This window comes from Polaribacter sp. 2405UD43-2, assembly GCF_058147125.1.
This window is the reverse complement of the sequence record NZ_JBYVJX010000006.1, coordinates 94,865-108,829: the sequence shown is the minus strand read 5'-3', so window position 1 is coordinate 108,829 and position 13,965 is coordinate 94,865. Positions and strand designations below refer to the sequence as shown.

Annotated in this window: 11 protein-coding genes; 10 read left to right on the top strand and 1 reads right to left on the bottom strand. The window is 30.2% G+C overall.

Annotated features, from left to right (window positions below; all coding sequences use genetic code 11):
* Positions 1 to 82: 82 nt before the first annotated feature.
* Positions 83 to 661, top strand: coding sequence for a hypothetical protein (locus tag ACY2RX_RS09770; RefSeq protein ID WP_490103791.1), 579 nt, complete (start codon positions 83 to 85; stop codon positions 659 to 661).
* Positions 662 to 781: 120 nt separating this feature from the next.
* Positions 782 to 1,366, top strand: coding sequence for a hypothetical protein (locus ACY2RX_RS09765; RefSeq protein WP_490103790.1), 585 nt, complete (start codon positions 782 to 784; stop codon positions 1,364 to 1,366).
* A 22-nt stretch (positions 1,367 to 1,388) separates the two neighbouring features.
* Here the strand turns inward: ACY2RX_RS09765 and ACY2RX_RS09760 are convergent, their stop codons facing one another.
* A complete protein-coding gene (locus ACY2RX_RS09760) occupies positions 1,389 to 3,647 on the bottom strand; it encodes a TonB-dependent receptor (RefSeq protein WP_490103789.1) in 2,259 nt (752 codons plus the stop codon).
* Positions 3,648 to 3,826: 179 nt separating this feature from the next.
* Between ACY2RX_RS09760 and ACY2RX_RS09755 the strand changes: the two genes are divergently transcribed.
* From ACY2RX_RS09755 to rbfA, 8 genes are all read left to right on the top strand, one after another.
* Entirely contained in the window at positions 3,827 to 4,483 is a 657-nt protein-coding gene (locus tag ACY2RX_RS09755; RefSeq protein ID WP_490103788.1) for a metal-dependent transcriptional regulator, read from the top strand.
* Complete coding sequence (locus ACY2RX_RS09750; RefSeq protein WP_490103787.1) at positions 4,480 to 5,316, top strand: ZIP family metal transporter; 837 nt, start codon at positions 4,480 to 4,482, stop codon at positions 5,314 to 5,316. The genes ACY2RX_RS09755 and ACY2RX_RS09750 overlap by 4 nt, the downstream gene beginning before the upstream one ends.
* A gap of 227 nt (positions 5,317 to 5,543) precedes the next feature.
* Positions 5,544 to 8,672, top strand: a complete 3,129-nt coding sequence (locus ACY2RX_RS09745) for a UvrD-helicase domain-containing protein (RefSeq protein ID WP_490103786.1) — start codon at positions 5,544 to 5,546, stop codon at positions 8,670 to 8,672.
* 47 nt (positions 8,673 to 8,719) lie between these two features.
* On the top strand, positions 8,720 to 9,913 hold the full coding sequence (kbl, locus tag ACY2RX_RS09740) for a glycine C-acetyltransferase (RefSeq protein WP_490103785.1): 1,194 nt from the start codon (positions 8,720 to 8,722) through the stop codon (positions 9,911 to 9,913).
* 117 nt (positions 9,914 to 10,030) lie between these two features.
* A complete protein-coding gene (locus tag ACY2RX_RS09735) occupies positions 10,031 to 11,386 on the top strand; it encodes an OmpA family protein (RefSeq protein WP_490103784.1) in 1,356 nt (451 codons plus the stop codon).
* A 176-nt stretch (positions 11,387 to 11,562) separates the two neighbouring features.
* The gene (gene atpD, locus ACY2RX_RS09730) at positions 11,563 to 13,071 is read left to right on the top strand and encodes a F0F1 ATP synthase subunit beta (RefSeq protein ID WP_490103783.1); all 1,509 of its coding nucleotides are present in this window, start codon (positions 11,563 to 11,565) and stop codon (positions 13,069 to 13,071) included.
* 79 nt (positions 13,072 to 13,150) lie between these two features.
* Positions 13,151 to 13,444 carry a FoF1 ATP synthase subunit delta/epsilon gene (locus ACY2RX_RS09725; RefSeq protein WP_490103782.1) on the top strand — a complete coding sequence of 98 codons (294 nt, stop codon included), beginning with the start codon at positions 13,151 to 13,153 and terminating at the stop codon, positions 13,442 to 13,444.
* 116 nt (positions 13,445 to 13,560) lie between these two features.
* Entirely contained in the window at positions 13,561 to 13,956 is a 396-nt protein-coding gene (gene rbfA, locus ACY2RX_RS09720) for a 30S ribosome-binding factor RbfA (protein WP_490103781.1), read from the top strand.
* Positions 13,957 to 13,965: the final 9 nt, after the last annotated feature.

Here is a 13,965-nt window from a genome sequence, read left to right as displayed (position 1 = left end):
TGTTATATATTATATACCATAAATAAAATCATAAAAATGAAAAAAAGTTACGTTTTAAATAATCATAATAAATTTTTGATGTATGAAGAGCGTAATGGTATTTATGATTTTTGGAATGATTTTTATCACTAACAAAAATCAAGCACAAAATAAAAATAAATGGGAATTAGGTTTGAGTTCTGCTCTTATTAAGTTTAATAATAAAAACGCTTCTTTTATAGGAGATAAACATATTTTTCATATTCCTAGACTAAACCTAACGTATCATTTTAAGAACAATCTTTCTGTTGATGTAGAGATTGGTTTTAACACAATTAATAATATTGGTCTTATTAAAAATTCTGCAAAATATAATTCTTTTGGGGGTTCTGTTAGATATCATTTTAAAAAACAATTTAAATTTTTAGAACCTTATGCTTTTATTGGCGGAACATTTGTAAAGTCTGAAAGAAAAAGAACACCAACATTAAATTTTGGAGTTGGAAATACTTATTGGATTTCTAATAGAATAGGAGTAAACACACAAGCAATTTATAAGTTTTCTGAAAAAAGATTTGAAAGTATGAGATCTCATTTACAATTAACTCTGGGTGTAGTTTATAGTTTTGATTTTAATATTTCTTTGTTTGGAAGAAAAAGAATTTGGCAAGTTAATCATTGATAAATTACTTATTTGATAAAAAAAGGGAGAAAAACTATTGACAATTTTGTTTTCTTAAATAATACAATATATTTGCGTTTCGTCAGTTTTATAATTGCTGACCTTAATCCCCTTTTTAAAATGAAAAGTAAATATATATTTTTTCTAATACTTTCTTTATTATTGATTTGCAATTCTTATAGTCAAAATGAAGAAAATAAATGGGCTCTTACTTTTGGTTCTGGATCAATTCTTTACTCTGTAAAAGATGGACCTGCAGTTGGGGGTAGATATATAGACCAATTTCCTAGGATATCTGTAGCTAGGTATATGTTTAAAAATGTAACTTTTGTTGGTAGTATTTCTTCAACATTTAAAGATGTTCAAAAATATACCACTTTTGATGGCGAAGCAAGATATGATTTCGGAACTTCTAATAACAGAATTTCTATGTATGCATTGTTAGGAGGTAGTTTTATAAAAGCAAAGCGGTTAACACCAACTTTAAACTTTGGAGCGGGTGGTACACTTTGGGTTTCCGAAAGGTTTGGTCTTAACGGACAATTAATGTATAGGTTTAACGAAAAAAGATTTTCTAGTCAGCGTTCTCATACTTTTGGTTCTGTTGGTTTGGTGTATCGTTTTTCTCTTTTTTCAGGAAACAGTTCATCATCAAATAAATCTATTATTAAAGATTCTAGAAGAAAACGTATCTGGGATAGATAAAAATAATTTCTATTTATAAAGCTTAAAAAAGCGTATATCTTAAGCCAGCAAAAGCTCTAATTCCTTGATTAGAAGCATAAACATAACTCGGGTCAAAAGCTTTATGTTCGTTTTCTTTCGTAAAAATAATTGGTGTTCCATCAGGGTTTTTATCAAAAGGATTATCTGCACTATTTATACTGTTTGCTGGTGGTGTAAAGTTTAAAAGGTTTTTTACACCTCCATAAATTTCCCAAGAATTACTAAATTTTTTACTGAATTGTATGTTTTGAATGCTAAACCAAGGAGAGTTTGCTGCTCTTTTATCATTGGGTCCTAACAATGGTAATCTCATTGGTCCATATACATTTCCTGTATAATCTAGTGTGAAATTATTTCTAAATTTATAAGAAATAGACCAAACTCCGCTAAAACTTTCGGTAAGTAGTTGTCTAGTTTTTACCCCGTTTTTTGTAATGGAAACATCCATTAAGGTTGCGCCAGCGTTTATTGTTAATCCGTTTAAAAAAGTAATGTCTGTGTTAAGAGAGATTCCTTTTGAAACTGAATGACCTTCTAGATTTGCATAAATAATTTTGTTTGTATCCGTCTCATAATCAGGTAAAATTCTATTGTCAAAATAGGTGTAAAATGCACTTGCATCTAGCGTTATAATTGAGTTTTTTGGGTAAATCTTTTTTACATAATTTATATTTGTATTCCACGAAGTTTCGGGGTTTAATTCGCCATTAAACTCAATCTCTCTTGCTCCATTTAAAGCTGCGTGATCTTCTGTAAATATATTAGCAACTCTAAATCCATTACCAATGCTCAATCTAAAAATATTGGTATTATCTTTAGAATTCCATTTGTAATTTATTCTTGGTGAAAAAATACTTCCGTGTAAACTGTTATAATCCCATCTTGCGCCTAATAATAATTTGTTATTCTTATTTAAGCTAATTTCATCTTGCAAGAAAATTCCTGGTAAATGTGTAATAGAAGGTTGATTTTTAATGCCTTTACTATCTAAAGTAGCAAAAGTATTATCGTCATAAAACGTGTACCTGTAGGCTAAACCTAACGTTAAATCGTGTTTTTCTTTTAATTGTTTGTTATACACAAATTGCCCAAAACCAATAATTTGTTCTGCATTGTAAGCATCTGTTCCATAAGAGGAATCTTGATAATGACCATTTGCACTAAATTGAAAATTAATATTTTCTGAAGTTGGTAATTGGTAGGTTCCAAAAGTTTCCCAACGATTTGTGTAAATACTCTCACCATATTTTATTTCTGTTCCTCTATATTTTTTTTCCCAATCTAATTCTCCTCCCCATCTGTCTTCATACACATATCTTCCTGCAATTGTAAAAACCTTATTATCCTTTCTATCTATATTAATTTTATTAAAAATTGATATTCTGTCTTGAAGCGTTAAATCTGTAAAACCATCATTATTATTGTCTATTCTTTGTTGATAATTAAAATAATTTACACCCAAAAGACCTTTCGATTTTTCTGATAATTTGTATCGCAAACCTAAATCTGTATTCACTTCTCCCCAAGAACTAGCAAACGTATCTGAAGTTATAGCTGGAGAATTCGAGGGTTTTTTTGTAATGATATTAATAATTCCACCAACAGCTTCAGAACCATATAAAGTTGATGCTGGGCCTTTTACAACTTCAACTCTTTCAATTAAAGCTTGCGGAATTCCTGTTAAACCATAAACGGTAGATAAACCACTTACAATTGGCATTCCATCAATTAAAACAAAGGTGTAAGGCCCTTCTAAACCATTAATGTGAATATCTCCGGTATTACAAACATTACAATTTAGTTGCGGCCTAACTCCGTTTACATTTTGTAATGATTCAAAAATAGAAGGCGTAGGATTTTTCTTAAAAAAAGTTTTACTATATACTTCTACAGGAACAGAGCTATTTGCTTTTGTAACGGGTTTTAAAGTTCCAGAAATCACGATTTCATCTAGCGAATTACTTTCATTTAATGTAAAATTTCTATGGATGGTTTTATCCCCTGAAAAGGAAATTTTAATAGATTTTGGCTTAAAACCTACAGAACTTATGACTAAAGTATAGTTGCCATTAGGAATATTTTTAAGTTTATAAAAACCTTTTTCATTTGTTGATGTTCCTAATTTAGTTTTCTTCAAATAAATATTAACAAAAGGCATAGGTTCTCCTTCCGAAATTACTTTACCAGAAATACTATTATTTTGAGAAAGAATACTATTTGCACACAAGGTTAAAAAAAGAATAGTAATTTTTAGCTTCATTTTTTATGATTATTTTTTGCAAATGTATTACTTATTTATATTTAGAATAAATAAAAATAATGTTTTTTAAATATATTTTTGCAGTTAAGTTTTTGCAAATGTAATTTTATTTTTAGGTAAAACTAAAAAAATATTTTAATAAAAATAAAAAGCATATCTTTGTATTACAATTATTAAAAATGTTTACACTTTCTGAAGAGAATTATTTAAAAGCTATTTATCATTTAGAATTGGATGCTGAAAAAGGAATCAGTACAAATGCTATTGCAAAAAAGTTAACTACAAAAGCTTCTTCTGTTACAGATATGATTAAAAAATTGTCTGATAAAAATGTAGTGGTTTACAAGAAATATAAAGGTGTAAAATTAACAGATTTAGGAAAGAAAACGGCTGCCAATATTGTGCGAAAACATAGATTGTGGGAAGTTTTTTTGGTTGAAAAACTAAATTTTTCTTGGGATGAAGTTCATGATGTTGCAGAACAATTAGAGCATATAAAATCTCCTAAATTAATCAATCAATTAGATGCTTTATTAGGTTTTCCAACACACGATCCTCATGGAGATCCAATACCAGATAAAGATGGTAATTTAAAAACGATTGATAAAAGTTTATTATCAACTTTAAGAAAAAATGAAGTTGGAATTTGTGTTGGTGTCAATGATTCTTCATCAGAGTTTTTACAATTTTTAGATAAAAAAGGGATTACTTTAGGAGAGCAAATTACAGTATTAGAAAAAGAAGATTTTGATGATTCTTTGTTCATTCAAATAGAAGATAAGAAATTATCAATATCAAATAAAATAGCCAACAATTTATATATAAAAAGACTATGAGTACATTCGATCAATTAGTTGAATTTGGAAAAGAACATCCAATTTTAGCAGCATTATTTGCATCACTTTTTACTTGGGGATTAACTGCAGCAGGCGCAGCTTTGGTTTTCTTTTTTAAGAAGGCTAATAGAGCGGTTTTAGACGGAATGTTAGGTTTTACAGGTGGAGTTATGGTAGCTGCAAGTTTTTGGAGTTTGTTGGCGCCAGCAATAGACAACAGTCCTGGTGAGGGTTTTGTAAAAGTTTTACCAGCCGCAATTGGCTTTGGTTTAGGAGCTTTAGCACTTTTTGGAATGGATAAAATTTTACCGCATTTACATATCAATTTTAAAGAAAGTGAAAAAGAAGGAGTAAAAACAGAATGGCATAAAACTACTTTGTTGGTGTTGGCAATTACCTTACACAATATTCCTGAAGGTTTAGCGGTTGGAGTTTTATTTGGTGCAGCATCTACTTTAGTTGGCGTAGAACAAACAGAAATGATTATTGCAGCAATATCTTTAGCAATCGGAATTGGAATTCAGAATTTTCCAGAAGGTTTTGCAGTGGCAATGCCATTAAGAAGACAAGGAGTTAGTAGATTTAAAAGTTTTTGGTACGGACAATTATCTGCAATTGTAGAGCCAGTTGCAGCAGTTTTAGGAGCTTTAGCGGTTTCGTTTTTTACACCAATTTTACCTTATGCTTTGGCGTTTGCAGCAGGTGCAATGATTTTTGTGGTGGTAGAAGAAGTAATACCAGAAACCCAAAGAGATAAATATACAGATGTTGCTACTCTTGGTTTTATTGGCGGTTTTATAGTAATGATGTCTTTAGATGTTGGTTTAGGATAGATAGAAGCCCATCTTAATCTTCACGAAGAATAAGAAACACTCTCGTGTTTTTACTACGCGATTTTTTTGGCGATTTCTCTGTGTGACTCTGTAGAATTGCTTGCTAAACTAATCCGTGAAATCTGTGAAATTCGTGTCTCTTTTTATCTCTGAGATTTCTCTGTGAAACTCTGTGTATTAATCTAATAAATACTTAAATTCGTACAATTCGTTTTTAAAAATAAATTGTGCAACAACCTTCAACATTTCAAGTGTATAATGCTTCTGCCGGAAGCGGAAAAACCTTTACATTAGTAAAAGAATACCTGAAAGTATTATTGATTTCAGAAGATATTTTTACCTTTCAAAAAGTATTGGCAATTACGTTTACCAACAAAGCTGCCGGCGAAATGAAAGAACGTGTTTTGCAGAATTTAGAAGATTTTTCTAACGGAAAAGAGAATGATTTATTCAAGATTATTATCAATGAAATAGCTATTGATAAGCCAACAGTTAAAGAAAGAAGTAAGAAGGTTTTAGATGTAATTCTTCAAAATTATTCGGCTTTTTCAATTACCACAATTGATAGTTTTACGCATAAAATCATCAAAAATTTTGCTTTCGATTTAGGTTTGTCACTCAACTTTGAAGTAGAAATGGATGCAGTTTCTTTATTAAATGAAGCCGTTGATGTTTTAATTTCTAAAATAGGAACAGAAAAGAAGCTAACAAACTTGTTAATTGATTATTCTTTAGATAAAACAGATGATGATAAATCTTGGGATATTTCGAGAGATTTAAGTGAGTTTGCAAAAATTTTATTGAATGAAGATGACGTGCAACATTTTAGAAATCTTGCAGATAAAAAGTTAGAAGATTTTACCAATTTAAAAAAGAAACTTTATTATCAACAAAAAGAGTTAAAAGAAGCTGTAAAAAAAATAGGTAAAGAATGTTTGCAACTTATAGAAAATAATGATTTAGAGCCTAAAGATTTTATGCGCGGAACCATTCCAAAATTTTTTTTAGATATTAGTGTTAAGTCTGTAAATATCGATTTTATAAAACGAAGTGAAACCATAAAAAAAGCAATAGAAAATAATCAATATTATTCGAAGTCTACAATAGATTCAATTGCCAATTCCATAAATCAAATAATTCCTGATATTATTCGGTTATTTAAAGAGTCAGAAAAAATATATCAGCAATTTTCAATGAATAAATTGGCGCTGAAAAGCATTGTTCCTTTAGCGGTTTTAAACAATATTAATTCGGAATTAGAAGCCATAAAAGAAGATAATAATATTCGATTAAACGCTGAGTTTAATCAGCTAATTTCTGATAATATAAAAGACCAACCTGCGCCATTTATTTACGAAAGAATTGGGCAGCGTTTTCAGCATTATTTTATAGATGAAATGCAAGACACTTCTGTGCTGCAGTGGCAAAATTTAATTCCGTTAATAGACAATGCTTTGGCGCAAGAAAACAGTAATTTATTATTGGTTGGCGATGGTAAACAAGCCATTTACAGATGGCGTGGAGGAAAAGCAGCACAGTTTATTAATTTGGGTTCAGGTATTGAAAATCCGTTTCAGATTAAAAAAGAAATTAAAAATTTAGAAACTAATTTTAGGAGTTATTCAGAGGTCATTAATTTTAACAATTCCTTTTTTCAACACACAGCCAATTTTCTTGAAAATGAGTCTTATAAAAATCTTTTTATTGAAGGAAATAAGCAAATAGAAAACAGCAAAAAAGGAGGTTTTGTTTCTTTAAATTTTTTAGAAAAAGAAGATTTAAAGGAAGCTAATAAATTAAAATATCCAAAGAAAGTTTTAGCAAAAATTAACCTATTAAAAACCTCTTTTTCGTTGAATGAAATTTGCGTGTTAACACGCACAAGAAAAGACGGTGTTGCTGTTGCAAATTACCTTTCAGAAAACGGAATTCATATTGTTTCATCAGAAACTTTATTATTGCAAAATAGTGCAAAAGTTACTTTTATTATTGATATTTTAAAGATTTTACAAAACCCAAGGGATGAAGAAACTCGTTTTGAAATACTCTATTTTTTATATCAACATTTACAAATAAAAAATTCTAAACATACTTTTTTAAACGAACTTGCGAAATCAGACAATCAAATTATTTTACAGTCTTTAAAAAAATATGGTGTTTCGTTTGATGAGACAAGATTTCATCAACAACCATTTTACGAAAAAATTGAAGAAATAATTAGAGGTTTTAATTTGGTAAACTCGTCTGATGCTTATGTTCAATTTTTCTTAGATGTAGTTTTAGAACAACAAAGAAAAGGAACCGATGTTGGTGAGTTTTTAGAGTTTTGGGAGCTTAAAAAAGACAAGCTGAGTATTGTTGCTCCAGAAAGCGCAAATGCGGTTCAGGTTATGACCATTCATAAATCAAAAGGACTAGAGTTTCCTGTGGTAATTTTTCCTTGCGATGTAGATATTTACAGACAAATTAAACCAAAAACTTGGTTAAATCAATTGCCAGAATCTTATGAAGGATTCAGTGAATTATTGGTAGATTATAGTAAGAGTTTGTCAATAGTAAGTAAAAGAGGTTTAGAGATTTACAAGCATCAAAGGGAGGAATTAGAATTAGATAATTTTAATTTACTATATGTTTCGTTAACTAGAGTAGTTGAGCAATTACACATTATCACAGAGAAGAAAATATCATCAAAAGGAGATGAAAACACCAATTTTTATTCTGGTGTTTTTATCAATTATTTAAAACAGCAAAATCTATGGAATGATGCTGTTTTAGAATACACTTTTGGAGATGAAAAGAGAATTAGTGTTCAAGAGAAAGAAGATGCTATTGCAGAAACTCATCAAAATTTTATTTCTACACCTTGGCAAGAACATAATATTGTATTGTTGGCAAGTGCTTCAAAATTATGGAATACAGAACAAGGAAAAGCAATCGATTTTGGGAATTTATTTCACGAGATTTTTGCAAAAATCATTCGTAAAAATGATGTAAATAAGGTTGTTGCACAATATCATCAGCAAGGAATTTTAAATGATGAGCAAGTTGTGTCATTTAAAAAAAGTATTGATGAGGTTGTAAATCATCCAGAATTAGCAACTTATTTTTCAGAAAAAGTCAAAGTTTTTAATGAAAGAGAAATTGTTGATGTAGATAATCAAATGATTATTCCAGATAGATTGGTGTTTACAGATAAAAATACAGCAGTAATTATAGATTATAAAACCGGAAATCCGTCTGCAGAACATCATCAACAATTATTAAAATACGAACAAATATTAAAATCGATGAATATTAAAGTCGATAAAAAACTGCTCATATATATAAATGAAGAAATTTTGGTTGAAGAAGTTTAAATAAAAACTTTCAAACTTGTAACTTTACAACTTTCAAACTTAACAATATGTACGGAAAAATTAAGAATACGCTAAAAAAAGAGATTCAAGATATAAAAGACGCAGGTTTATATAAATCGGAAAGAATTATTACATCGTCTCAAGATGCAGTAATAAAAATTTCTACTGGCGAAGAAGTAATTAACTTTTGTGCCAATAATTATTTAGGATTGTCAAATCATCCAGAAGTTATACAAGCAGCAAAAGACACTATGGATACGCACGGTTTTGGAATGTCTTCTGTACGTTTTATTTGTGGAACACAAGATATTCATAAGCAATTAGAAAAAAAGATTGCCGATTTTTATACAACCGAAGACACTATTTTATATGCAGCCGCTTTTGATGCAAATGGCGGAGTTTTTGAACCACTTTTAACAAAAGAAGATGCTATTATTTCTGATAGTTTAAATCATGCTTCGATTATAGATGGAGTGCGTTTATGTAAAGCTGCACGTTATCGTTATCATAACAATGATATGACTTCTTTAGAAGAACAATTAATTGAAGCTAATAAACAAAATCATCGTTTTAAAATTATTGTTACAGACGGTGTTTTTTCTATGGATGGAATTGTGGCTAAATTAGATGAAATTTGCGATTTAGCAGATAAATATGATGCTTTGGTTATGGTTGATGAGTGTCACGCAACAGGATTTATTGGTAAAACAGGCAGAGGAACAGTTGAACTAAAAAATGTAATGGATAGAGTAGATATTGTTACAGGAACTTTAGGAAAAGCGCTTGGAGGAGCAATGGGAGGCTATACAACAGGGAAAAAAGAAATTATTGAGATTTTACGTCAACGTTCTAGACCTTATTTATTTTCAAACTCATTAGCACCAGCAATTGTAGGAGCGTCATTAAAAGTTTTTGATTTAATTTCTAATGATACTTCACTTCGAGATAAATTAGAATGGAATACCAATTATTTTAGAACAGAAATGGAAAAAGCAGGTTTTGATTTAGTAGGTGCTGATGCTGCCATTGTACCAGTAATGTTATATGACGCTAAACTATCTCAAGTGATGGCAAATAAGCTTTTAGAAGAAGGAATTTATGTGATTGGCTTTTTCTTTCCAGTAGTTCCAAAAGAAAAAGCAAGAATAAGAGTACAATTATCTGCTGCACATTCAAAAGAGCATTTAGACAAAGCAATATCTGCTTTTAAAAAGACAGGAAAAAACTTAAATGTTATTTAGAATTGATAAAAAAACTTGTGCTTTTTATAAGTTTTTGTAAATTTGTCTTTGTAGATACGTTTTAAGAGTTTACTTTTGCGTATAATAATAACGAACTTTTAATTTAAAAATTTGATAATGAAACGATTAAAATTAGCTGTGATAGCTATGTTTGCTTTGCTAACAGTTAGCAACGTAAATGCACAAAATGAAAACAACCCTTGGGCAGTAGGTTTTGGTGTAAATGTTGTAGATTTCTACAATACTTCTAATTTTACAGATCAGTTGAAAGACTTACTTGGCAATAAAGATTGGAATGTTTTACCTTCTATATCTAGAATCTATGCTTCTAAGTATTTAGACAAAGGTTTTGGGATTCAGTTAGCAGGTTCTTTGAATAAAATTGAAAATTACGATGGTAAAAATGATGCAGACTTTTTGTATTGGTCAGTAGATGCTGTTGCAACTTATGATCTTAATAATCTTGTGGGTGATACAGGTTGGTTTGATCCTTATGTATATTTAGGAGGGGCTTATGTTTCTGCTGACTCTAAAGGAGAAGGAATGTTAAATGGTGGTGTTGGTGCTAATTTTTGGTTTAATGATAATGTTGGGTTAAATTTCCAAACAGGTACTAAAAAAGGTTTTGCAGATAAAGTAAGATCTCATTACCAAACATCATTAGGTTTAGTTCTTCAATTTGGAGGAAAAGACTCTGATGGAGATGGAGTGTATGATAAAGATGATGCTTGTCCTGAAGTTGCAGGCTTAAAAGAATTCAATGGATGTCCTGATGCTGATGGAGATGGTGTAAAAGATTCTGATGATGCTTGTCCTAACGTTGCTGGTTTAGCTGCTATGAATGGTTGTCCAGATGCTGATGGAGATGGTGTTGCTGACAAAGATGATATGTGTCCTAATTCTAAAGGAACTAAAGCTAACAAAGGTTGTCCTGATACTGATGGTGATGGTGTTGTAGATAAAGATGATAGATGTGCTACTAAAGCAGGTCCAGCTGCAAATGCAGGTTGTCCTTGGCCAGATACTGATGGAGATGGAGTTTTAGATAAAGATGACAAATGTCCTTCTGTAGCAGGTGTTGCTTCTCAACAAGGTTGCCCAGAGCCAGTAATTAGCAAAGAAGAAATTGAAGAAATTAACTTTACAGCTAAGTCTATTTTATTTAACTCTGGTAGATCTTCATTCAAGCCAGGTGTAACTAAGCAATTAGATGCTATCGTTGCAATTATGAATAAAAATACGAAAGCTACTTTTGCAATTGGTGGTCATACAGATAGTTCTGGAAGTGATGCTTTAAACTTAAGATTATCTACAAAAAGAGCAAATGCTGTTAAAAACTATTTAGTTAAAAAAGGTATTGACTCTAGTAGATTAACTGCTAAAGGTTTTGGGGAGTCTTCTCCAATAGACTCTAATAAAACTAGAGCAGGTAAAGCTAACAACAGAAGAGTTGAAATTAAAGTAACTAACTAGTAGTATTTTAAATAAAATATGAAAGCCTCATCAATTTTGATGAGGCTTTTTTATATCTATAATAATTCTTTTTAAGTAAAAAAACTTTTTTAGTTTCAATCAAAAAAATTACCTTTGCATCCTGAAAATGAGAGAGAAGTCTCATACATAAAATAATAATTTTAATTAGATACATAATGTCTACAATAACAGGTAAAGTTTCTCAAATTATTGGGCCAGTAATCGATGTTGAATTCAATACAGAAAATGAACTTCCTAAAATCTACGATTCTCTAGAAATAAAAAAAGCTGATGGTTCTATTTTAGTATTAGAAGTACAGCAACATATTGGAGAAGATACAGTAAGAACTATTTCTATGGATGCTACTGATGGTTTAAGTAGAGGCACAGAAGTTATAGCAACTGGTAATCCTATTCAAATGCCAATAGGAAACGATATTTATGGTCGTTTGTTTAATGTAACAGGAGACGCAATTGATGGTTTAGGAGATTTAAAGAAAGAAGGTAAAAATGGTTTGCCTATTCATAGATCTGCACCTAAATTTGAAGATTTATCAGTATCTACAGAAGTTTTATTTACAGGTATTAAAGTTATCGATTTAATTGAACCTTATGCAAAAGGAGGTAAAATTGGATTATTTGGTGGAGCAGGTGTAGGTAAAACAGTACTAATTCAAGAGTTAATTAACAACATTGCAAAAGGTCATGGAGGTTTATCTGTGTTTGCAGGAGTTGGAGAAAGAACTCGTGAAGGAAACGATTTACTTCGTGAAATGTTAGAATCTGGAATTATAAAATATGGTGATGATTTTATGCATTCTATGGAAGAAGGCGGATGGGATTTATCTAAAGTAGATAAACCAGGAATGAAAGATTCTAAAGCAACTTTTGTATTTGGTCAAATGAATGAGCCACCTGGAGCGCGTGCAAGAGTTGCTTTATCTGGTTTAACAATTGCAGAATACTTTAGAGATGGAGCAGGAGAAGCACAAGGAAAAGATGTTCTTTTCTTTGTTGATAATATCTTCCGTTTTACACAAGCAGGTTCTGAGGTTTCTGCCTTATTAGGACGTATGCCATCTGCGGTAGGTTATCAACCTACACTAGCAACAGAAATGGGTGCAATGCAAGAACGTATTACATCAACTAAAAAAGGATCTATTACATCTGTACAAGCAGTTTATGTACCTGCAGATGATTTAACAGATCCTGCACCAGCAACAACTTTTGCGCATTTAGATGCAACAACAGTATTATCTCGTAAAATTGCAGAGTTAGGTATTTATCCTGCGGTAGACCCTTTAGATTCTACTTCAAGAATTTTAACAGCTGAAGTTTTAGGTGATGAACATTATGATTGTGCACAAAGAGTAAAAGAAATTTTACAACGTTATAAAGAATTACAAGATATTATCGCCATTTTAGGGATGGAAGAATTATCTGAAGAAGATAAATTAGTAGTTCATAGAGCAAGACGTGTACAACGTTTCTTATCTCAACCTTTCCATGTTGCTGAACAATTTACTGGTATACCAGGTGTTTTAGTTGATATTAAAGATACGATTAAAGGATTTAATATGATTATGGATGGTGAATTAGATAAATATCCTGAAGCAGCATTTAACTTAAGAGGATCAATTCAAGATGCAATTGATGCAGGAGAAAAAATGTTAGCAGAAGCGTAAACAAGTTTTAAGTTTTAAGTTTTAAGTTATGACTAAGTAACTAAAAACTAAGAACTAAGAACTAAAAACTAGTAAAATTATGTTTTTAGAAATTGTAACCCCAGAAGCTATTTTATTCTCATCAGAAATTGATTCATTATCAGTTCCTGGTGTAAATGGAGAGTTTCAAATGCTAAATAATCACGCACCAATTGTTTCTAATTTAAAAGAAGGAACAGTTAAAATTCACATTCATTCTCAAACTAATTTAGAGTTAGATGATTTACATGGTAAGTTAGTGCCAGATGAGACAGATGATAAAATTTTAACGTTATCAATTAATTCTGGTACATTAGAATTAAATGAAAACAAAGTAATTATTTTAGCAGATTAAATTTTTTAAAATAAATTATAATAAAAATCTCAAAGTATTTGCTTTGAGATTTTTTTATACAATTCAATTCACTATAAATATAAAATCACTCTATAAAAATATTGTAAATTTGCACAATGGAACAAACCAATAGACAAAGAAAAATAGCAGGAGTTTTACAAAAAGACTTAGTAGATGTGCTACAAAAAGCAGCTCAAGAAGGAATGAAAGGAGTTATTATTTCTGTCTCTAAAGTTTCTGTTACTTCAGATTTAGGAGTAGCAAAAGTGTATTTAAGTGTTTTTCCTTCTGATAAAAGAAATAAAATTTTAGAAGGAGTACAATCTAACACACCTTTAATTCGCTATGAAATGGCATCAAGAACCAGAAATCAATTAAGAAGAATGCCTGAGTTATTATTTTTTGGTGATGATACTTTAGATTATAATGAAGAAATTGATAATTCTTTGAAAGGGAAAGATGAAAACCCAATTCTAAATCCAGAAATTTTACCTAGAAGACAAAAAAAATAATACATATTT